The sequence below is a fragment of the Nostoc sp. LPT genome, assembly GCF_017115165.1.
Lineage (GTDB): Bacteria > Cyanobacteriota > Cyanobacteriia > Cyanobacteriales > Nostocaceae > Nostoc.
The window spans coordinates 21,992-43,779 of sequence record NZ_JABXKF010000054.1 but is presented as its reverse complement, the minus strand read 5'-3'; the positions used below and the strand labels follow the sequence as shown (position 1 = coordinate 43,779).

Annotated in this window: 18 protein-coding genes; 5 read left to right on the top strand and 13 right to left on the bottom strand. The window is 41.9% G+C overall.

Going from position 1 to position 21,788, the window contains the following annotated elements; genetic code table 11:
• Positions 1–137 precede the first annotated feature (137 nt).
• The 3 genes from HWQ58_RS13065 to HWQ58_RS13055 all read left to right on the top strand — a co-directional run bounded on the left by HWQ58_RS13065 (position 138) and on the right by HWQ58_RS13055 (position 5,238).
• The gene (locus HWQ58_RS13065; RefSeq protein ID WP_292862724.1) at positions 138–2,276 is read left to right on the top strand and encodes a cation:proton antiporter; all 2,139 of its coding nucleotides are present in this window, start codon (positions 138–140) and stop codon (positions 2,274–2,276) included.
• 470 nt (positions 2,277–2,746) lie between these two features.
• On the top strand, positions 2,747–3,697 hold the full coding sequence (locus HWQ58_RS13060) for a UDP-glucuronic acid decarboxylase family protein (RefSeq protein ID WP_292862721.1): 951 nt from the start codon (positions 2,747–2,749) through the stop codon (positions 3,695–3,697).
• Positions 3,698–3,846: 149 nt separating this feature from the next.
• A complete protein-coding gene (locus HWQ58_RS13055) occupies positions 3,847–5,238 on the top strand; it encodes a UDP-glucose/GDP-mannose dehydrogenase family protein (protein WP_292862718.1) in 1,392 nt (463 codons plus the stop codon).
• Between the two features lie 193 nt (positions 5,239–5,431).
• On the opposite strand, the gene HWQ58_RS13050 is transcribed toward HWQ58_RS13055, so the two are convergent.
• The 6 genes from HWQ58_RS13050 to HWQ58_RS13025 all read right to left on the bottom strand — a co-directional run bounded on the left by HWQ58_RS13050 (position 5,432) and on the right by HWQ58_RS13025 (position 8,188).
• Positions 5,432–6,226 (bottom strand): DUF2993 domain-containing protein, encoded by a 795-nt coding sequence (locus HWQ58_RS13050; RefSeq protein ID WP_292862747.1) that lies wholly within the window; start codon positions 6,224–6,226, stop codon positions 5,432–5,434.
• Between the two features lie 256 nt (positions 6,227–6,482).
• On the bottom strand, positions 6,483–6,704 hold the full coding sequence (locus HWQ58_RS13045; RefSeq protein ID WP_292862715.1) for a type II toxin-antitoxin system HicB family antitoxin: 222 nt from the start codon (positions 6,702–6,704) through the stop codon (positions 6,483–6,485).
• Positions 6,701–6,958 (bottom strand): type II toxin-antitoxin system HicA family toxin, encoded by a 258-nt coding sequence (locus HWQ58_RS13040; protein WP_292862712.1) that lies wholly within the window; start codon positions 6,956–6,958, stop codon positions 6,701–6,703. The genes HWQ58_RS13045 and HWQ58_RS13040 overlap by 4 nt, the downstream gene beginning before the upstream one ends.
• A 74-nt stretch (positions 6,959–7,032) precedes the next feature.
• Complete coding sequence (locus tag HWQ58_RS13035; protein WP_292862709.1) at positions 7,033–7,647, bottom strand: hypothetical protein; 615 nt, start codon at positions 7,645–7,647, stop codon at positions 7,033–7,035.
• Positions 7,648–7,687: 40 nt separating this feature from the next.
• Entirely contained in the window at positions 7,688–7,951 is a 264-nt protein-coding gene (locus tag HWQ58_RS13030; protein WP_292862706.1) for a helix-turn-helix transcriptional regulator, read from the bottom strand.
• Positions 7,952–7,957: 6 nt separating this feature from the next.
• A complete protein-coding gene (locus tag HWQ58_RS13025) occupies positions 7,958–8,188 on the bottom strand; it encodes a helix-turn-helix transcriptional regulator (protein WP_292862703.1) in 231 nt (76 codons plus the stop codon).
• A 116-nt stretch (positions 8,189–8,304) separates the two neighbouring features.
• On the opposite strand from HWQ58_RS13025, the gene HWQ58_RS13020 reads away from it, so the two are divergent.
• Positions 8,305–8,544: a hypothetical protein gene (locus HWQ58_RS13020; protein WP_292862700.1), complete on the top strand. Its 240-nt coding sequence runs from the start codon at positions 8,305–8,307 to the stop codon at positions 8,542–8,544.
• Positions 8,545–8,604: 60 nt separating this feature from the next.
• Here the strand turns inward: HWQ58_RS13020 and HWQ58_RS13015 are convergent, their stop codons facing one another.
• From HWQ58_RS13015 to HWQ58_RS12990, 6 genes are all read right to left on the bottom strand, one after another.
• Positions 8,605–9,855 (bottom strand): competence/damage-inducible protein A, encoded by a 1,251-nt coding sequence (locus tag HWQ58_RS13015; RefSeq protein WP_292862698.1) that lies wholly within the window; start codon positions 9,853–9,855, stop codon positions 8,605–8,607.
• 168 nt (positions 9,856–10,023) lie between these two features.
• On the bottom strand, positions 10,024–11,307 hold the full coding sequence (glyA, locus tag HWQ58_RS13010; protein ID WP_292862694.1) for a serine hydroxymethyltransferase: 1,284 nt from the start codon (positions 11,305–11,307) through the stop codon (positions 10,024–10,026).
• A gap of 386 nt (positions 11,308–11,693) precedes the next feature.
• On the bottom strand, positions 11,694–11,945 hold the full coding sequence (locus tag HWQ58_RS13005) for a hypothetical protein (RefSeq protein WP_292862691.1): 252 nt from the start codon (positions 11,943–11,945) through the stop codon (positions 11,694–11,696).
• Between the two features lie 2 nt (positions 11,946–11,947).
• The gene (locus HWQ58_RS13000; RefSeq protein ID WP_292862688.1) at positions 11,948–12,880 is read right to left on the bottom strand and encodes a hypothetical protein; all 933 of its coding nucleotides are present in this window, start codon (positions 12,878–12,880) and stop codon (positions 11,948–11,950) included.
• A 166-nt stretch (positions 12,881–13,046) separates the two neighbouring features.
• Positions 13,047–13,823 carry an RNA polymerase sigma factor SigF gene (locus tag HWQ58_RS12995; protein ID WP_292729987.1) on the bottom strand — a complete coding sequence of 259 codons (777 nt, stop codon included), beginning with the start codon at positions 13,821–13,823 and terminating at the stop codon, positions 13,047–13,049.
• Positions 13,824–14,574: 751 nt separating this feature from the next.
• A complete protein-coding gene (locus tag HWQ58_RS12990) occupies positions 14,575–15,408 on the bottom strand; it encodes a photosystem II manganese-stabilizing polypeptide (protein ID WP_104905653.1) in 834 nt (277 codons plus the stop codon).
• Positions 15,409–16,193: 785 nt separating this feature from the next.
• On the opposite strand from HWQ58_RS12990, the gene HWQ58_RS12985 reads away from it, so the two are divergent.
• Entirely contained in the window at positions 16,194–16,541 is a 348-nt protein-coding gene (locus tag HWQ58_RS12985; protein ID WP_292862683.1) for a hypothetical protein, read from the top strand.
• Positions 16,542–16,652: 111 nt separating this feature from the next.
• Here the strand turns inward: HWQ58_RS12985 and HWQ58_RS12980 are convergent, their stop codons facing one another.
• Positions 16,653–21,701 (bottom strand): hypothetical protein, encoded by a 5,049-nt coding sequence (locus HWQ58_RS12980; protein ID WP_292862744.1) that lies wholly within the window; start codon positions 21,699–21,701, stop codon positions 16,653–16,655.
• Between the last annotated feature and the right edge of the window lie 87 nt (positions 21,702–21,788).

The window sequence follows — 21,788 nt, the reverse complement described above, 5'->3', positions numbered from 1 at the left end:
TTCTTAAATAATTACCTAGTTAGTGTAAATTCAGATTTTTGATTTTTCGTCAGGTGGCTTCTCTATTTAGTCATATTGATCGGGCGATCGCCCCCAAGGTAATCGCTGTTTTACCATAGCCCCTTCAATTCCTATATATGGAACTAATATCACAAGTTCTTGTTCTGGAACCAACTTCCCAAGTTCTTGGCAAAGAACCAATTGTTCCCTTTGCTATTTTGCTGGTGCTCATCTTAGTTATACCCATCATGTTTGAGCGGCTAAGATTACCAGGATTAGTGGGTTTGGTTTTCTCAGGGCTAGTACTTGGGCCTTCAGGTTGGAATCTTTTTCAGTCTGATTCACCAATGATTAACCTACTATCAGACATTGGGTTAATCTATTTGCTGTTTGTCGCCGGACTAGAAATTGATCTAGAACAGTTTCGCCGGAAAAAAAGTCGTGCTTTTGGGTTTGCTAGCTTGACTTTCAGCGTACCCCTAGTCCTGGGAAGCTTAGTAGGGCTGATTTTAGGCTATGGGTGGAATACTTCAATCTTAATTGGCTCTTTATTCGCTTCCTATACCCTTTTGGCATACCCTATAATCAGCCGTTTGGGAGTGGTAAACAACGAAGCTGTTACTGTCACCATTGGAGCTACGATTTTTACAAACATTGGCGCAGTACTGATATTAGCTGTTTGTGTTGCTGTCTCTCATGCCGGAGTATTCAGCTTTGCTAAACTACTCACCTTGTCGGGTTGGTTAACTATTTACTCTGTTGCTGTTGTTACAGGCTTTGATTGGGCAGGCAAAGAATTTTTCAAGCGGTCTGGAGACGATGAAGGAAACAAGTTTTTGTTTGTGTTGCTTTCTGTGTTTCTAGCAGCTATGGGCGCTCAATTGATTGGAGTAGAAAAAATTGTTGGCGCTTTTTTAGCGGGTTTGGCGGTGAATGAAGCTGTGGGTGAAGGGCCAGTCAAAGAAAAGGTGGTATTTATTGGCAGTGTGCTGTTCATTCCCATTTTCTTTGTTGACCTTGGCTTATTGATCGATCTACCCGCCTTTGTGAACAATCTGAACACGCTCAAGTTAACGCTGTTGATCGTAGTTGGTTTGATTGTCAGTAAATTGATCGCAGCTTTGTTGACAAAACTGGTTTACCACTATAAGTGGCAAGAAATTCTAACGATGTGGTCGCTCTCACTTCCCCAAGTTGCTACAACGTTAGCAGCAACGTTAGTGGGATATCGGGCTGGGTTGCTGCCACTAGAAGTATTACATAGCGTCATTGCTGTAATGCTTGTCACATCAACCTTGGGGCCGTTGATGACCAGTCGAATAGCTGTTGGTTTGAATTCCCCGCCAGCCGAACATCCAGTACCACCTCTACCTGAAAAGAACCCATCAGAAACAAACAGTGCTTTTACTATAGTCGTGCCTGTATATAATCCTCAGACCCAGCAGTATTTGATAGAAATGGCGGCGTTATTAGCGCGTCAGTCTCAGGGCAAAATTATACCCCTGGCGATCGCTACTGCTGCTGCTCACATGGATGCGCCCCAGTTAGAAGCGTCTCTACAACGGAGTGAGTGGTTATTGAATAAAGCCACGACACAAAGTCGAGCCTTGGGTGTAGCTGCAGAACCAGTGCTGCGAATTGATGATGCCTTTGCTCAAGGAATTAGCAGAGCGGCTCGCGAACAAAAGGCTAATTTAATTGTTATGGGTTGGGGTAAACGGACTGGGTTACGAGCGCGTTTATTTGGGAATGTGATTGATGGTGTGCTTTGGGCATCCCATTGTCCAGTAGCAGTGACACGTCTAGTAGAATCACCGAAAAAAATTCAGCGGATCTTAGTACCAATAGAAAACTTAACAGCACCGATATTACAACCTGTACAATTTGCCCAGATCCTAGCCGAGGCAAATCAGAGCCACATTACTGTGCTGAATGTGTGCGATCGCCGCACTAGTTCGAGTAAAATTGCTTGGAGGCGATCGCATCTCTCCCTATTAGTATCTAAATTGGCTTTGGCCAATGCCCCAGAAATTCAAATCATGGCTCACGAAAATGTTGCCCAAGCAATTTTGCAGGCAGCAAGATTATATGATTTAGTAGTTTTACCTTTTATACGTAATCGTACCAGTCCTGGAGGGTTAGCCATTAGCGATGTCACAACCCAGTTAGCCAGACAACTCACCTGCTCAATTATCATGCTTGGAGAACCGCAACGCACTCAAACCACAAATTTAATTATGTCTACCACGGTTAGCAGCATTACATCTGCTGTATGATGTAAGGCAGAATACAGTTCAAGTAAGTGGACTTGGGCTGCGTTAGCGTAGTCTACCGGAGGTATCACATTTCCAAAAATCTTAGCAATAAATGAATTGGCTGTAGGGATATACATCTGTATTATTTGCATGTATTTGTAGGACGAGTGTCACCACGATCTCGACTAACTTGTTGTATCCAGCTAAAACCTTAATAACCGTAAAAATACTTTATATGTTTGAAGATTTGATAAAGTTCGGCTAAACAATAAACAATTTTTAAACAATTTTTGTTATTTTGCTAATTGAATTCTTAAGAAAACAGGTAAAAATATAACAAAACTACAACTGTAAAAAAATAAGTAAGTTCAACAATACTTTTTGATTGAGCCTTATTATTTTTTTTTTATTTTGTATTTTTGTACCCAAGGTGGGTAATCTAAAAGTAAGTGCAATAGCTACTGAAAATATTTGTAAGTAACTGGGAAACTATGAGAATTTTGGTTACGGGCGGTGCTGGGTTTATTGGTTCCCATCTCATCGACCGACTAATGACTGCTGGGCATGAATTAATATGCTTGGATAATTTTTACACTGGTCATAAACGCAACATTCTAAAATGGTTAGGCCATCCGTACTTTGAATTGATCCGCCACGATATTACCGAACCAATTCGGTTAGAAGTCGATCAAATTTATCATTTAGCTTGTCCGGCTTCACCAGTACATTACCAGTACAACCCAGTTAAAACCGTTAAAACTAACGTGATGGGAACACTGAATATGTTGGGGCTAGCTAAACGTGTGAGAGCGAGGTTTTTCTTAGCTTCCACTAGTGAAGTATACGGAGATCCAGAAGTTCATCCCCAAACTGAAGAGTATAGAGGTAGCGTCAATCCCATTGGAATACGTTCATGCTACGACGAAGGTAAAAGAATTGCTGAGACTCTAGCATTTGATTACTACAGGCAAAATAAAGTTGATATTCGAGTTGTTCGGATATTCAACACCTACGGGCCGAGAATGTTAGAAAATGATGGTCGGGTAGTGAGCAACTTTATAGTTCAAGCCTTGCAGGGTAATCCTTTAACTGTGTACGGTGATGGTTCGCAAACTCGTAGTTTCTGCTACGTTTCTGATTTGGTAGAAGGATTCATCCGCCTAATGAATAGCGACTACATTGGCCCAGTCAACCTGGGTAATCCTGGTGAATACACTATTTTACAATTGGCACAAACTGTGCAAAATATGATCAATCCAGACGCGCAGATTAAGTTCGAGGCACTACCTTCGGACGATCCTCGACGTCGCCAGCCTGATATCACAAAGGCAAAAACTTGGTTAAATTGGGAACCTACCATTCCTCTGCAAGAGGGTTTAAAACTAACAATAGAAGATTTTCGCGATCGCATTCAAAGCGATGCCAATAATTCAACCAGCTGAGTGGCCTCTAACGTCGCTCTAAATTTTCATCCAGGCTAATCCGATTGGTAGCTAGTCTATGTTAGTTACTGAGTTTTCTTAAGTGTGTAAGTGTAAAATTGAGAACTTCTTTTTGAAAATTAACCCCAAAAAAGTGAGGAGTTAAATAAATGCGTGTTTGCGTTATTGGTACTGGTTACGTTGGTTTAGTTACAGGTGCTTGCTTGGCTCATATTGGGCATGATGTAATTTGCGTAGACAACAACGAAGAAAAAGTTAAGTTAATGAAGTCTGGGCAGTCTCCAATTTTTGAGCCGGGACTCTCAGAAATTATGCAGTCAGCCATTCAAGCAGAGAAGATTCATTTTACTAGCGATCTTGCTGCTGGAGTTTCTCATGGAGAAATTCTGTTTATTGCTGTGGGAACGCCACCTTTACCCACTGGTGAAAGTGATACTCGTTATGTTGAAGCTGTAGCCCGTGGGATTGGGGAAAATCTCAACGGTGGTTATAAAGTCATAGTAAATAAATCTACAGTACCCATTGGCTCAGGTGACTGGGTGCGGATGCTTATTCTGGATGGTGTTGCAGAGCGGCAGAAAACACTCATACCCGCAGGTGGAGTGCCGAGTGATGATAAATTATCTGAGTTTGCAGCCGAATTTGATGTAGTCAGCAATCCAGAGTTTTTGCGAGAAGGTTCAGCAGTTTACGACACCTTCAACCCCGATCGCATTGTATTAGGGGGCAATAGTCAAAGAGCAGTAGCATTGATGCAACAACTGTATGCCCCAATTGTAGAACGCAAGTTCGCTGCCGATCAATCTCTACCTCCTGTGCCAATTTTGGCAACAGACCTTAGTTCGGCGGAGATGATTAAATACGCCGCTAATGCCTTTTTAGCCACTAAGATTAGTTTTATTAACGAAGTTGCTAATATTTGCGATCGCGTCGGTGCTGATGTTACTCAAGTAGCCAGAGGTATCGGTCTAGATTCTCGCATTGGTAACAAGTTTTTACAAGCTGGTATTGGTTGGGGTGGTTCTTGTTTCCCCAAAGATGTCTCCGCACTGATTCACACCGCTGATGACTATGGTTATGAAGCCCAGCTACTGAAATCTGCTGTCAGTGTCAACGAACGCCAGCGATTGATTGCTTTGGAAAAACTCCAACAAGTTCTGAAAATTCTTAAAGGCAAAACAGTCGGACTACTCGGACTGACCTTCAAGCCCGATACCGACGATTTGCGTGACGCCCCAGCACTCAACCTAATTGAGCAGCTAAACCGACTGGGAGCCAAAGTAAAAGCCTATGACCCCATTGTTTCCCAAACAGGTCTACGTCATGGGCTTTCTGGCGTGCTAGTAGAAACCGATGCCGAAAGACTCGCTGACGGCTGTGATGCCTTAGTACTTGTCACCGAATGGCAGCAGTTCAGCACTCTCGACTATGTAAAGATGGCAAAATTGATGGCCCACCCCGTTATCATCGACGGTCGTAACTTCCTCGACCCCGAAGCAATGATACGCGCTGGATTCCAATATGTAGGTGTGGGAAGATAAAAAGTAGAGACGCGATTAATCGCGTCTGTACAGGAGTTAAGAATGATAATAAAAATTAATTACAACCTAGTAATTAATAACTCCTAACTCCCTTCAAAACCTAAAAATTAAACTACCGTCTAGAATCATCTAGGCGGTAGTTTAATTTGTTTAAAGTTTCACTTTACTTTGATTATTTGCGTGTAATATTGCATTAAGCGCTATTTGGAATACGTTCAATTTCAGCATATCCACTGAAAATAAGTTTTTGACCTTCAGTTTCTAATCGGTTGAGCCGCATTTTCACTCCATCAAGGTCAAAACGATCGAGATCAACCATATTATCTAAAATTTCTGCTAGCGCCACGCTCAAGGTTTGCGAGATTTCGCGTTGTGCTTCTGGTACTTGGTCAAGTTCGATTTTTGGATCTTTGAAAGAAACTCGCCGCCGCCTTTCAATGCCTATAGTTAGGATCATGCTCAGGGGTACAAGTTCGCCATTGTTTAAATCTGCTTTTGCTACAAGCTGTAAGCGATTTTCAGGTAATAGCTGTACCTGAACATCTGTAAAGGAGACTGGTTCACCGCCAGATAATGCTGTCAGTGATGGTAGGGTGAGGTTAAGCAGGCGCTTTTTCACCAGTTCTGCATTAAAGGCTTGGTTTATGCCTGCTTCTGATAATATGACTTGAGCGATCGCTTGAGTGGGTTGCTTCAGACTGAGTTTGCCACTTAAAACCGAGCCGAAGTCAATGGCAACCGCATCCGTTTCAAATGACATCTCCTCTACCGCGAAATCTTTCCGAATTACCAAGCCACGACCGCTCATTTTGAAGCTATCAATGCTGCCTTGCAAGAGCTTGCTGGAGGGATAGCAGCGCACAAAGACTTCTACTGACTCGCTCATGCTAAACAGGTGGCGAATCGTTTGGCTGGCGACCGTGTTGAGCATCCGCTCTCCCCAATCTGTGCCTTTAGGATCTTGTAAACCAGTAAGTCCGCCGAACATGTGGTTTTGGGTCTCTAGAAGTTCTTTGTACTTTTGTAACAAATCGTGAAGAATACAGCAAGCGATCCCGTGATTAATTGTGCTGATGGGTAGGCATAGGATAGCTGATGGTTTATGAAAGAATGTATTAAATATTACAACTTTAAAAGGTCTACCCATTTTTCTTTAGGAGACATACAAGCAGCATTAAAAGATTGCCATAAAGCTGTTGAAATATATAAATCTCAAGGTGAAATAATTAAAGCCTCTCTGCTAATCATGAGGCTATCTGATAAATTCCAGGACGATATCTCGGTTCAGGAATTAGTTTTCCCTCCTTTTTCGCAGCATCTAACCATGCTTCTTTCGCTTTCAAAACTTCATGAAGTGCTTCTTCTTCTGTTGAACCAAACGCTGAACAGTATTTCAAATCAGGAATATCAGCAATATAGCCCTCATCTTCTTGACTGTAGAAGATATTAATGTGATAGTTTTTCATCCTTCATCCTCCAAAGTGAGTGCATATTCTTCAACCAAAATCACAAATTGACGGACTTGATAAGGAACAGCTTCGCCCTTTTGATTTTGCAGATTAACAAGCTCAGAAATATCTGGATGAGTAAATATGTGGTGACTGCTATTAACCCGTGATAAATAAAATCCAAACGCCTCAACCAAAATCACCAGTTCATTAAATTGAATATTCTTAGAACCAGAAAGAACTTTCTCTAGCAATTTCCGTTTTTTCGACATTTATACACTTTATAATCACAAAATCAAAAGCGCTTAGACGCAAAGCAACTTGTCATCATACATCGCCATCTTTTTCAATCACCTAGTATCGCCACCAAAATACGAAGTAAGTCCTCTATGTCAGCAGGAACACGATATAAATTCAGGTCTTGAGTTATTTGTTTACTTTCTCGATTCAATAGAGCAAATTGCCAAATATCCCCTGTAGAAACAGCCCCCTGTAAATTTGGCTCTTGAGAGTCAGTCCAGGTATCAATAGCAATCAGTTCTACAGCAAGCTGGGTAAAGCCCCTTGCCAAATCAGCATTTTTAGCTTCCACAACCAAGAGTTTATGGTCTGCATGAAGATAATAATCAAGGGAACCTTTTAATTGTTCTGTAACAATTAAAGGATATTCAATTCTAAGTTGGGCATGAGTGTAATGAACAACATCCAATAAAATTGGGGCAATTAGTAACTCTCTGCGGGCTGCCTCACTAGTCAAACTAATATATGGCAAACTCTCCTCAATCCTAGATTTTAGATTTGCGAGTCTGTCTAATTCAATGCTGGATTTTTGTAGATTGAGAGAGGAACGTTTTAAAGAATAGCCAAATTCAGCCAGTATATCTTCTGGCTCGAATGACATCTCAAAATAGCTTCTGAAAGTGTATGAGTGATTTGGTTGCAGGATGGGAATTTTGCTCATAGCTGTATGATTAAACTATTTTGTCTGACTTCTCTATTTACTAATCTTCCTCCAAATTCTGTGGGTCTTCCCTACCATGAACTATATCTCCCAGATAGAGCTTGACAAATTCAAGAGCAGCATCTGAGTTAAGTCCTCTAAGCGCTTTAGCAATCTCGACTATTGTCTCGCCAGTGGGGTCAGTTAACCCGTGTACCCAACGGTCAACATCCCACCGACGGATACCTATTGTCACCGCCAATTTGTTCTGGCTAATGCCGTAGGTTGCCAAAACCTGCTTGAGTGCTTCACCTGCCTTTCCCATGCCTCTTCAGGCCTCGTCTTCACTCAAGTAAAGTCTGATAAATTCTTCAGCAGCTTCTGAGTTAATTTTCTGTAGACCCCTGCGGATTTCTAATATTGCATCAGATGTTGGTGATCTAGTCTCCTTTACCCAACCGTTAATACTAGACCTTGCTATACCCATTGCGACAGCTAGCTGATTCTGGCTGATTTCGTAAGTTTCTAATACTTGCTTGAGCGCTTTGCCTGCTTTTCCCATTTCTTAGATTTTGTCAGGGAATTCAAAGCAAGTAAATGTACCTGATTGCGTACAATAAGGTAGACTAAACTTTAGTACGCAATCAGGTACATCATCTCAAAATAAGGTTTAGTTCAATGGCTGAAGAATTTATCTTTGACACACCAGACACTAACAACCCTTCCTCATCTTTTCGCAACCGTGAACAGGTCAAAATTCTCCTAATTGGCTCCCGTCGAGGTATTAACAGCATTATTTATTGGCTGTATCGTCTCGGCTTTGCCGAAGTAACAGCTTGGAGCAAGCCACAAGTTGCACCCAATAGTGAGGATAGAGAAATGATGAGTATCACAGTCAAACAAGTTACCTTGGACTGAACACAGAGCGATCGCTCTGATTTAACTTGCCTTTTAAAAAAGTGCGCACTCTTAAGTTACTTACCTCATCAACAACTTCCGCCGCAAATTATCCAACGCTGCATTCGCACTCACATGACGAATTAAAGCTCGACCTCGCACTGTACCAAACTGATACTCAAAACTTGCCACTTCATCCTTTGGCCCAGCTAAACCAACGTAAACTAAACCCACCGGCTTAGTATCTGTCCCTCCAGTTGGTCCAGCAATTCCAGTGATACTCAGTCCCCAAGTTGTTGCAAGGCGGGTTTTGACTCCAACAGCCATTTGCTCTGCAACAATAGCACTTACCGCCCCAAATTTATCTAAATCTTCTGGGTTAACCCCCAGCAGCCTAACCTTCACCGAATTGTCATAAGAAATTACGCCACCCCAAAAGTAATCAGAACTCCCAGAAATCTCAGTCAACATTTGCCCTAAACCGCCACCAGTGCAAGATTCTGCCACCGAAAGCGTTTCTTTTGATGCCTGCAACAATTGACCGATCACGGAAGCAAGAGTATCATTGTTGACACCGTAAAAATCCAGTCCGGCAATTTCTTTTAGTTGTTTTTCAATGGGCGCAATTAAGGTTTCTGCGGCCGCTTCTGAAGTTGCTTTAGCAGAGACTCGCAATCTTACTTCCCCCTTACCTGCATAAGGGGCTACTGTGGGATTTGGCAACTTCAAATAGGAAGCAACTTTTTCCGCTAAAGCAGATTCACCAATACCCCAAAACTTTAAACTCCGGCTGTAAATAATTTCTTTACCCCAACCTTGACTTTTGAGAAATGGCACAGCTGTTTCTTCCCACATCGCGTGCATTTCACTGGGAACACCGGGAAAGGTAAAAATTGTGATTTCAGGACGAGGTTGCCAAATGATGCTGGGTGCTGTTCCAGTGGGGTTGGGTAGAATTTCTGCACCCTGGGGAATTAAAGCCTGCTTGCGGTTACTTGGTGACATAACCCGACCACGTTGGGCGAATTTTTGGGTTATGTCTTCGATGATGTCAGAACGTTCTACCAACGGGACTTTAAAAAAATCGGCGATCGTTTCGCAAGTTAGATCGTCTGGTGTGGGGCCGAGTCCACCAGTGAAAATGAGAATTTGCGCTCTGGAAATAGCAATTTCTATAACTTGCTTCAAGCGTTCTGGATTATCCCCAACCACTGTTTGATAGTAGTGGGGAATTCCTAGTTGCGCTAATTGTTGCGCCAAAAATTGAGCATTGCCGTTGAGGATATCTCCTAGCAATAGTTCAGTACCAACACAAATAATTTCTGCACTCATTGGATTGGGGAAGGGAAGTAGGGAGTGGGGGATGAGGGAGCAGGGGAGGTAGGGGGAGCAGGGGGAGATGAAGGGGCAAGGGAGAATTATTGAACAAGTTTTTTCCTTGTCTCCCCCTTCTCCCTTGTCTTCCTTGTCTCTTCCCTATGCCCAATGCCCCATACCCAATTATGCTAGGGCTGGTACAGGAATTTCTAAGTGAGGATATAAGGGAAAGCGATCGCACAATGCCGCTACCCGTTGCCGACAATCTTGGGTTACTACCTCGGAATCTGGAGAAAGCAGGCGATCGCTAATAATATTTGCAATCTCGGTAAATTCTGCTACTCCTAAGCCCCGTGTGGTCATTGCTGGCGAACCTAACCTTAGACCGCTGGTAACAAATGGTGATTGCGGATCAAAGGGAATAGTATTCTTGTTAGCAGTAATATTCACAGTACTGACTAACTGATCTGCCTGCTTACCAGTTAGACTCACAGAACGTAAATCTACTAAGATTAAATGATTGTCAGTGCCGTTAGATACTAACTTTAGACCACGATTTTGCAATTGTTCGGCCAAAGCACGAGCATTTTCAATCACTTGAGCAGAATAAGTTTTAAATTCAGGCTTGAGGGCTTCTCCAAAAGCTACTGCCTTAGCAGCAATAACGTGTTCCAATGGCCCGCCTTGGCTGCCAGGAAAAACAGATTTATCTAGCTTTTTACCTAATTCTGCATCGCCAGTCAAGATTAAACCACCTCTAGGGCCGCGTAGAGTCTTATGGGTAGTTGTTGTTACTACATGACAGTGAGGAATAGGATCGGGATGAAGACCAGTGGCAACTAAACCAGCAATGTGAGCAATATCGGCAAGTAAGTAAGCGCCGATTTCATCAGCAATACTACGGAACTTTTCAAAGTCAATTACACGGGGATAAGCCGAATAACCACAAATCAAGAGCTTAGGACGCTCCCTCAGCGCCAGCTCCCGAATTTGGTCATAGTCAAGTTGTTCTGTTTGTTGACTAACACCATAGTGGCTAACTTGGAACCACTTACCTGAGAAATTTACAGGGGAACCGTGGGTGAGATGTCCCCCATGAGACAAATCCATCCCCATAAATTTGTCCCCAGGTTCCAGCAGCGATAGAAATACTGCAAAATTGGCTTGTGCACCAGAATGAGGTTGTACATTCGCATGAGCTGCACCAAATATCTGTTTAGCGCGGTCGATCGCTAGTTGCTCGATTTTGTCAATAAACTCACAACCGCCATAGTAGCGTTTACCAGGTAAACCCTCAGCATATTTATTTGTCAGTACCGAACCTTGAGCCGCCAGTACAGCGGCGGAGGTAAAGTTTTCACTAGCAATCAACTCCAAATGATCTTGCTGACGCTGTAGTTCGTCGTTGATTAACTCCGCGATCGCCGGATCGCTGGAGGAAAGAAAGTCTGAATTAGTCCTAGTCACTTCAATTATCCTTATGGAAATTTGTACAACGGCTGATTTTGGTTGGACGCAGCACTTAAATATACAGTCAAGAGCAATGGTTTTTGACTGCTGTAGAGAGGCGATTAATCGTCTCCGTACTCTAAAGGTTTATTTGCGCCAACTTATTTATTATTAGACCCAAGCTCGATTAATGCATTAATTATCATAACGTTGCTTTTTGAAATCCTCACCTTGCTGCGTGTTGTGAGGCCGTTAGACAGTATTTTTATGAACCTGTGTGAAATAATCCTTACTGCGATCGCTGCTCTGTGGAATGAACTTCAGAATGATTCGTGAACAACAAGAACCCCAACTTCTTTAATAAGTCGGGGTTCTACGGGTTGTAATTCTCACAAATCAAAAAATCAAATAGGGTTAATATAGCGATTTTGATAGTAAGCCAAAATCTGGTTAACTCGTTGCCAACTTTCTAAGTTAGAGTTTGGTGTCCACGAAAGGCTCAAGCCAGCAATTTGACTTTGATTATAATCAAACTGTTGGGATGACTGGGGAATTAAATCCACTTCCACCCCTTCGATTTGACGTAAATGAGCTGCTATTTCTCTATAAACAGCTAAAGACAAACCAGCAAATTCAACTTTTTCCTTAGTCTCCATCTTTATGAAGCTCCCACATTAAAGGTATTTTGGGGGGGCGTTGTCACTGAGATAGCATTGCCCGTAGCAGATGTAGCTGACGACGTTGATTTGACAGCCCCTTCCCCTACCATTTTGGCAACTTCAATACCATATTGTTCCAAAATCACGATGGGGTTGTAGCCCTGATTCATTTCAATACGTTTAATCAGTACGCCATTTGCTAATCGCTGTCCCGCCTGTACATAGCGACTTGTTGGTTCATCGGGTACTTTGATAATTGCCTGTGGTTCCTTACTAATTAGAACTACACCAGTCACAACTACTGCCCTTGCCAATTCAGGCTGTGCTGGCGGTGGCAATACAGAGACTAAAGTGGGGTTGGGGACAACTTGAGGCAAAACTTTAGGCAACACTGAAGTCAAGGTAGGATTGACTTTTTTTGGTATAGAAGAAACGTTATTTTTCTTTGGATTTAAAGCTATGCTACGTGTTGGAAGTTTTCGTCCTGCTAGTGATGCAGTAGGTAGCTTCGGCGATACGGTAACAGGTCTGTTTAAAGCTATGCTGCGTGTTGGAAGTTTTCGTCCTGCTAGTGATGCAGTAGGTAGCTTAGGCAACACGGGAACAGGTCTTCCAAATGTTTTAGGCATTCCGAGAACCGTCTGCCCGAAAAGTTGTGTAAAAGGATCGCTTCGATCTTTTGATATCACAAGTTCTCGTGCCCGCTCTGTAGCATTAGTCGATTGAATCAAGTTAACAGATGCAAGATTAACTTGTGAAACCTGTTTGGCTGGTATCACTGGATTCTTAAAGGATTGAGCCGCTGGTGGCGACTTTTTTGCTATTTTGGGAATTGGCACAGGATTGATGGCTTGTTGTGTATCTTCAGAAGCACATCCGGCGATCGCCAAAGTTAGAATAGCTGCAATTGTAATTTTTGAAGTTATGCCCATGAGCCTTTCTCAAAAGCCATTGGAAAATTGAAAATTGGAAATCAACATGCCTAAAATTTGGATCAAAGGCAAAGTATGTTCCCTTTATAACCTAATTTTTTAAATTTCAAGGGTGATTTTTAGCACTGCCCACGCAGTATAACTGCGGTTTTGTGTTTGTTTGCAGTCAATCTTCTGCCACACCCATAAGCTCTTTCATCAAATCCAGTCCTTTCTTGACTCTACGGGAAACCGTGACTACACTGATGCCCAGATGTTCTGCAACTTGTTTTTGGGTCAAATCTTGCAAAAACACACATTCCAACACATCGCGGGTGCGTTTTTCTAGCTGAACCAATGCTTGTTGTAAGCGAAGTTGATCTTCTTGTGCCAGTTGAAAGCTGCGATAGTGAGGATCTGGAACCAATTCTCCCAAGCAGGTAGAACCTTCTTCTCCATCTTGAATTGGCACATCAAGACTCAAAGGAGCGCGATTGACCCATGCTAATTTAATTTCTTGCCATTCATTTGGAGAAATTTCCAGTGCAGCTGCTAATTCCGAGTCGGTTGGTTGACGATTGTGTTTTTCACGCCAAGAACGTGATACTCCTATTGCTTGCTGTTGGAGCGCTAACCATCTCCGAGGAATTCGCACGGTGACACCTTTATCTCGGAGATAGTGTTGAATTTCACCCCGAATATAGGGAAGAGCGTAGGAACTGAAGGCATGTCCCTTGGAAATTTCAAATCTTTCAATAGCTCTGATTAAACCCAAACATCCAACCTGGAGCAAATCATCGTAGGTTTCATGACATTGATTTGTCCAATAGTGAGCTTCTTTTCTCACAAGTCCAAAATTGAGTTTTACCAGTTGATTGCGGATATTTTCTGACGGAGATTGCTGATATTCTCGCAACAACTGCCAAATTTCGTGCTTTAGTTCATTGGTGACTGTGGTAGGCATAGCACCGGGTTTATTGAGCAAATAAAGAATCAATTATTCGCTTTTTAAATTCAGCTGCGATCGCAAGATATTAAAGGAAATATTGCGCTATATTTCCTAAGCATTTGCTATGGTAGATAATAAATATTTTCTATCAAAACTCCATAGGTTACTTGACAATCGAGCAAAATTTAAATGGGCAAATCGCTATTTAGTTAGTTATTTATCTTTGGTATGGTCTGTAGCTTTTTTAGAACCACATAGGAATAAAATATAAAATTAATCACTAAATATCAAACCGAGATTGTACTTAACTTGAACTAATTAATGATGAAGTTAATTTAGAGAAACAAAACAACAGTAGTTGAGCTTTTGTTTGATAAGCAAAAGTTAGATTTACAGTGAAATTACGTACTCTTTCAACGAAAATTTATCCAATAATTAAAAATTACTAATAATTTAAAAAAATCTTATGTATATTTACGCAATGCCAAAAAAAAGGGCATCTCACCCTTTTTTGTATTTAAGTCTATAGTGTTTTAATAAAAGGGAAAAGGTTAAAGGGGTGAATCAAGCGACCCATAAGACTGAGGGATAAAAATTTTTCCAATTGCCAGGGCTATTTTGCTCAGATTTAACTTTTCCCGATTTTTGTAAAAAATCTATCTACCCTCTTTTTTGAAGAGGGTAGATAGATTAACTTTTGCGATCAAGTCTGATACTTACAGAATTATCGTTCTGAGTGCCAGTCAGTTTTCTTACTTTCGAGGATTTAGCCACGAGTCGGTTCAACCCGTCCATAAAATAGACCGCGAATCTTGACTTCTTTAGGTTCGCCAGCACCTAAATCTGTATCAGATGGCTGTTCGCTCTCGAAAGTACCAGCAATTTCACCACTAGAGCCATCTATTTTAGCGATTTGTAAAGAAATCTTGCCATTAAGATTTTCAGCACGCTTGACGTTAGTGCGGGTAAGTTCTTCATCATCTGCTTGGGCGGGGAGAGCCACGGCATTATCGTAGCCACTGACGACACCACGACCTTTGGGATCTAGGAAGGCAGCACCACGATAGGAAGGAACTTTGAAAGTGCCCTCAAAGTCCGTAGAGGTGTTAATACTGGTCAAACTGGGTTGGGTTTGAGCAACCAAGTTTTTGATAGTGAAGAGGAAAGGTACTCGCTCACCACCAGGAAGTTGCACAGTGATGGCTTGGAAGTCAAGACCATCAGTTTCCACAAAGGTCAGGCTATTATCTGAGTTGATTTTTAGATTACCTTGCACCTGGTCAATGGTGGAAGTGTATCTGGTCAACAATTTGCCAGCAACAAATTCTGCTTCTTGGCGTTTATTAGCAGGTTCTTCTTTGATGAAGAAGCTAGTTGGTTCCAAGCAAAGTTCTTTGATGGCATAGGACTGGCTAGAATCAATGGGAATGGAGCCACGGCGTGTTTCTGTTAGTTGGGGGCATTTGTTAGCCAAGCCAGTCCCGCGAATTTGATCGTAAGTGAGTACATCTCTACTACTAGTAGCAGGAGCATCACTACAAGCAGTTATTAGCCCCAGGCACAAAGCCAAGAATGCAACAATTAAAGCGCGATACCTCATGGTCAACCTCAATCTCAAAAATTAATATCTAAGTTGTAAAACTGCATCGAAGCTTTGATCTCTGACGAGAAGCCGCTACTCTGCGAGAAACTACTTTTGGTCGGACACGGCTTTGCTCTGATTGAGAGAGTTGAAGCAAGTGTTCGGGTGTCTAGGTTGTCAGCCGTTGCTCAAACTTTTCTGTTGCTAAACGTAGTTAAACGTGTCGCTCTCTTGAGCTTGGGGTGTAAACCCCAGACTAAGTAACACACTGCATCCATTTTGGATGTATGTCACTAGGGGAGCAAAAAACCAGCAGTTTTACTGTTGGTGGCATTTGTTAAAGTTGGGCAAGTGGATGAGTAAGCCTCACACAGAGCAGCATAAATGCTTGCCTCGAAGAGTGCGAACAGGGGTGTCTGCTTCGCACTTGCTTTTGCTGATGGCAAAAGCGGCGTCGCCCAAGTCTTTTTGTATCATGTATGTGACGCTACTACATACAACCCATTGTTGGATGGGTAAATCAGCCAGATCATACGATTTTTTTTAACTCAAAATCAAAGTTATCAAAATCCAAGAAAGTCTCCTTATGATCGGATCTAGCTTCTGTAGAGCCTATGCTAAAGGTTACTACGCTCTTTTTGGAGCGATCGCAATTGCTTTTGATAAAGATACAAATCTAGTTATATTCACCCCTAACTAGGGCAAATGACGAAATGCAGTAACAGGGAGACAACTGACAAACTAGGGAAAATTAAAAATCTCCGGTAAATTTGAGTTGACCTCATTTATAGGGAAAGGGTGGGATGAACGATCGCAAAAATATTGAATTAGAGAAGTTGTCTAGTAAACTGCAAGCGATCGCAACTGTAGTGTATGATGCTACTACAGCTTGTGAAGGCGATACTGTAGCTCTTTTGGCTTTGCTGCGACAATTAGAGCAGTTACACCGAGAGATCCGGGATGGGGTTTTTCAAGAGAGTTTGCCTGTTAACCGCCGCCAACTTTACTCACTGCTGAAAGATATTGAGTCTGAGGGAGGCTGGCCTTATATTGAGCGCATGAGGCTACAAGCCTTTTTAGCGAATTTGCCACAAGAGGCTCCCGAAGAAAATAGCCATGAAGTTTTGGAGAGCGATCGCTCATGCAGCTGATTAGCTCGAAATTTATTTCTAGCTCTGAATTAATAACTTCGATCGCCTCATCAACCGCTAAACCAAGGGCGGTTGCTCATTGAGGCTTCTAACCTAATTCGTAATTCGTAATTAAAAAGGGTTTGTACGGGTTATGCCATCACAAAGAAGGCGATCGCGCTCCTCAAGATTGCGGTTGTGCTTGAGATAATCGCCCACCCAATCGCAACCACGAACAAGCAGATCATCAAGATTTAAATTCCACAGAATTATCTCCCCGTCAGCACTGGCTGATGCTAGTGTTTGACCATCTGGGCTAAAACTGACACTTAATACCCCAGCGCGATGTCCATTAAGACTTTTAATTAATTTGCCATCACGGCTCCAGAGTTTCACTGTACTATCCCAACTGGCGGCGGCGAGTAATTCACCATTGGGGCTGAAAGTCACGGCATTAACGCTATCACTGTACCCCTTTAATAACGTTTTTAACAACGTCCCATCTCGTCGCCACAGTTTCACGGTGTTATCCCAGCTAGCAGAAGCCAATAAATCGTCAGTGGGACTAAAGTTAACACCCATCACCCAACTGTCGTGGGGCGAGAAAGTTTTGAGCAAAGTACCATCCCGTTGCCAAAGTTTAATAGTTTGATCATCACTGGCAGAGGCTAAAATCTGACTATCATGGCTGAAATTGACGCTATTTACCCAACCCTGATGCCCCACTAAGGTCTTGAGCAACTTGCCCTGACGATTCCAAAGTTTCACTGTTTTATCTTTGCTAGCTGATGCCAAAAACTGACCATCAGGGCTAAAATTGACGCTCATTACACTATCGCTATGTCCGTAGAGAGTCGTGATTAAAGTACCGTCAAGCCGCCAAAGTTTCACAGTTTTGTCATAACTTCCTGAAGCTAGCATTTCACCTTTTGGGTCAAAACTGATACTAGTAACTTCATTTGTATGCCCCACGAAAGTTTTGTAAAGTCGGGTTTTGACCTCGCCACTACTGATGTATCGTTGCCAAAGTTTTACAGTGCGATCGCTACTACCAGAAGCTAGCATCTGACCGTTGGGACTCCAAGTAACGCTTAAAACTCGCTTCTGATGCCCTTGAAGAATAGACGGTCTTGGAGCATCTAAACTCCATAGTTTTATACTTTTGTCGAAACTTCCTGATGCTAGCGATTTATTATTTGCACTGAAAGCGATGCCAACAACAGCAGCGCTGTGTCCTTTGAAAGTTTTGAGTAAAGTTCCAGTGATACTCCAGAGGTTTATAGTATTGTCTTGACTTGCGGAAGCTAATTTTTGACTATCGGAACTAAAGCTCAAACTCCACACTGTCTTTTTATGCTGCTGTAAATTTTTATAAAGACGAAAATCAAAACCGTCTTTAGTATTGTTACTTTCCCGCCGCCAAAGTTTCACTGTCTTATCTCGACCTGCTGATGCCAAGAATTTACCGTCAGGGCTGAAAACAGCTATATTCACAGGCTTTTGATGTCCCTGCAAAGTTGTAATCAGAGTACCGTCCCGTTGCCAGATTTTCACTGTCTTATCGTCGCTAGCCGAAGCAATGAATTGACCATCAGGACTGAAGTTTACCCAGTTAACTGACCCTTGATGTCCTCTCAGGATTTTTACTAAGCTACCGTCTTTGCGCCAGAGTTTTACGGTTTTATCCTCACTACCAGTAGCTAACAATTCGCCATCAGGACTAAAATTAACGCTATAAACCCCATCTTCATGTCCTTTCAGGGTTTTATATGGCTTGAGGTCAAATTCACCTGTAACTGGGTTTTTGTGCCAAATCTGTACTGTTTTATCGAGGCTGGCCGACGCTAGGGTTTGACCATCAGGGCTGAAACTTACACAACTAACAGCATTAGTGTGACCTTTGATGGTTTGGAGTAAGGTACCGTCAGGACGCCAAAGTTTCACTGTTTTATCTTTACTGCCTGATGCTAGCAACTGACCATCTGGGCTGAAAGCTACTCCCCAAACAACATCAGTATGCCCTTCCAGGCGATTAACCTCAGTTACCCCGTAAACTGCTTGTTGTAAGGCTGTTATCACCCGCATTCGGGTATCTGGCTGAACTCCATCTGCTTGTTTAAGTTTTCTCCAAGCCCGCAAACTTTCTAATAGGGCATCAAATTCTTTATTAGAGGTAAACAAAGCTTCGCTAGTAGCAGTGATTCCACTAATTTTCAAGTTGGTTTCACTGCGTTCAGCTCGTAGAGTTTGGCGGACTGCTGCTCTTTTTTGTAAGTCGGCTTGCCACCATAACACTGCTATTGTTCCCCCCATAATTGCTAGGATTGCACCTGCTACCCGTGCTTCCCGCAGTCGTCGTTGCAATACCAAATTGAGTTGCTTTTGACTAACTTGTTGGGCTGCTTCCGCTCTAGTTTTTTCAAGTTTGATTTTTTCTAATTCGGCGAGCATACCATAGTTGTTCTTTTGGCGAATTGGTTCAACTAAATAATCGTGAACCAACTGGTAGCGATCGCCTAACTCTTCTCTGACTCGCAATACCAAGCCTGAACCCACCAAGATTTCTAAAATCAGTTCTCCAACTTGGTCAAAGCTTGAGATTGTATCTATATCATAATTATTCACTAATGCAGCCGCTAAATCAGCTTTGGTTTTTAACGGTCGCGTCCCCTTTTCATCTGTTAACTCAAATAATAATTTCCAACTTAACTCTTCGTTCTCCTGACCACAGTCTTTGATAACTTCCCCTAACCAGCGTTCCACCAATTTTGCCGAGCCACCACAAAGCTTATATTCTGCAAGTGTCGTAATATTTTCTATTTGTAGTTGAGCACCGACTATTTGTAATTCAATTGGATGTACTTCGTCTAGTTCTCCTGTCAAATCCTGAACTAATCGGTTAATTAATTCCTCACTTAGTTCATAATGTGAACGTTGAGTAAGACTGTGAATTATGGCTTTGGCATCTCGGCTAGAGAATTTTCCTAAATAGTAGCGAATATCCTTATCAAGAATATTTTTATTAATTACTCCTAAATCATATAAGCCAGTACTATTTTTCTGACTCAAACGTTCAAATTCTAATAAATGATGTAAGTAATCTTCTCGTAAAGAAAGAATAATTTTTACATAAAAAATGTTTAAACATTCACTAAAAAATTTATAAAATTCTATTCTTTGTGTAGGAGGATTACTAACAAAGAAAAATTCTTCAAACTGGTCTAATATGATAACTATCGTATAATTGCGCTCACACGCTAACCGAATTCTTTCTAGTATAATGGTGGGTGTAGAGTCAATATTAACCGATATTCCCGTGTATGCTAGCGCTTGGTTGATACTGCTGCTCAAGATTGTTATCCAATCAGTATAAACAGACAAAACAATCGGTATAGGAATGCGTTCACCGATAACTTTTCCCTTGAGTGCTGGAACTAAACCAGCTTTGAGAATTGAACTTTTACCTACACCAGATGGTCCATAAATAACTGTGAGTTTGTAGTCAGCACGGGCAATTCTTTCAATGAAGCGATTGACATCTTGTTGCCGTCCAGAAGCAGATATTTCTTGAGCAATTTCTTCAGGAATAAACGGTATTTTGTGAGGTTCTAGTACTGGGTTAATTCTGGGGCGTTGTGGCTGTAATTGACTTGCTCCGATAAAGGCACGAAAGCCATACTGATGTTCTATTTTAATTTTTTCTTGCTTCAGCTTAAAGGCTTCTGTATAGTTATGACACTCAAAAAAGTAAAGCGATCGCAGTTCCTCTAAAATCTCTAAGTAAAGTAATGGCTGATGTTGTAGCTCACAAACTACCCTCGCCCATTCCAAGTTATTGATAGCTTCCTCGCACTCACCCAAATGCCGTTGTGTGCGTGCTAACAACAGAAGATACCAACTTTCTTGTCGTCGTCTTTGCAAAGCGTCTCGCAGAGAAACTTGTGTTACTTCTTCGGAGATAGAAAGTGCTGTATTTGCTAATTCATGAGCCAGTACCCAATTCGATTCTGAAGCCGCTACATTTGCCAAAAAACCATAATTTTGAGCAACTTGTGCGGGAGTTCCATAAGTTTTATGTAAGTGTAATGACTTTTGAGCTAATTCTTTTAAGTCATCCCAGGCTTGTAGACGTTGCAGCATTTCACAAGCAGGCAAAATGAATTTAGCAACTAAATCTTCTCTTTGTACCTCCTCCAATAGCTCCAAGCATTGTTTAAACCACGACAGAGCATGTTCGCAATAACTACTAGTATTCTGGTATAAGTCTGCCATTCGGTGATAACAAAGCCCCAGGTGGAATAGTACTATTGCTTGCTTGAGTAAATATGAGGGGGGCATAGGTTGAGGACATAACAGAGGCAAAGAAGAATTATTCTCCCACTCTGCTACTCTCCTCGCTTCCTGCTGCCATAATGCTAGGCTTCTTTGATAATTGGCTAAAGCACCATTAATTTGATCGTTGGCGTATTTATCTCGCCCCAACACAAATTCTAAACTAGCTTCTAATCCTGGTGTTAATTTAAGGCCATACAGGCGTAGTAAATCATTACGGGCTGATTCTATTTCGTGGCGGTGTTGCGACTTAGGATCTAAATCTAGGAAGGCGTTAGATAAAAACGTTTCAGCACCTGCTTCTAAAACTTTATCAAATAGAGATTCTTCCTCTTGAGAGATCAAAGCAATTAAATCTGCTTTGGCCATTTCAAATTTAATAGTGGTTGCAGCCCAGCTTTTGAAATCAGGCGCTAATCTTGAAAGCAATGATGCTACATCATCCTGTAGCCACAACACCACTGGAAATGGAAAAGTAGCAGCATAGATATCTCGTGCTTGGTTGACACCTGTAAGTAAGTTTTCTAGGTCGGTAGTTGACTCAATACCAAAAATCATTACAGCAGAGGGTAAAGAGTCTGTAAGGACGGCAGGATTATCTAAAGATAGGTCTGAGATTATTGTGCTGTGTAAAGAAGTAGTTGATGGATTGAGAACGATTTCTCTGATATTAATTTCTTTGGTGTTCGAGCGAATATTTTCTAACATTTGCTCACGTAATCGCCCATAGTTGCATCGAACTAAAATCAAAGCAAATTGACCTTCAGAAAGTGCGATCGCTCTAATCAGTCTTTGCAAAGTATGCTGATTTTCTTTGCTGTAGACGCGTAGCTGTTTGTCATTAGTCATTGGATATGGGGCATTAGGCATTGGATATGGGGCATTGAGCATTGGATATGGGGCATTGGTCATTAGTTCACTAACAAATGACCAATG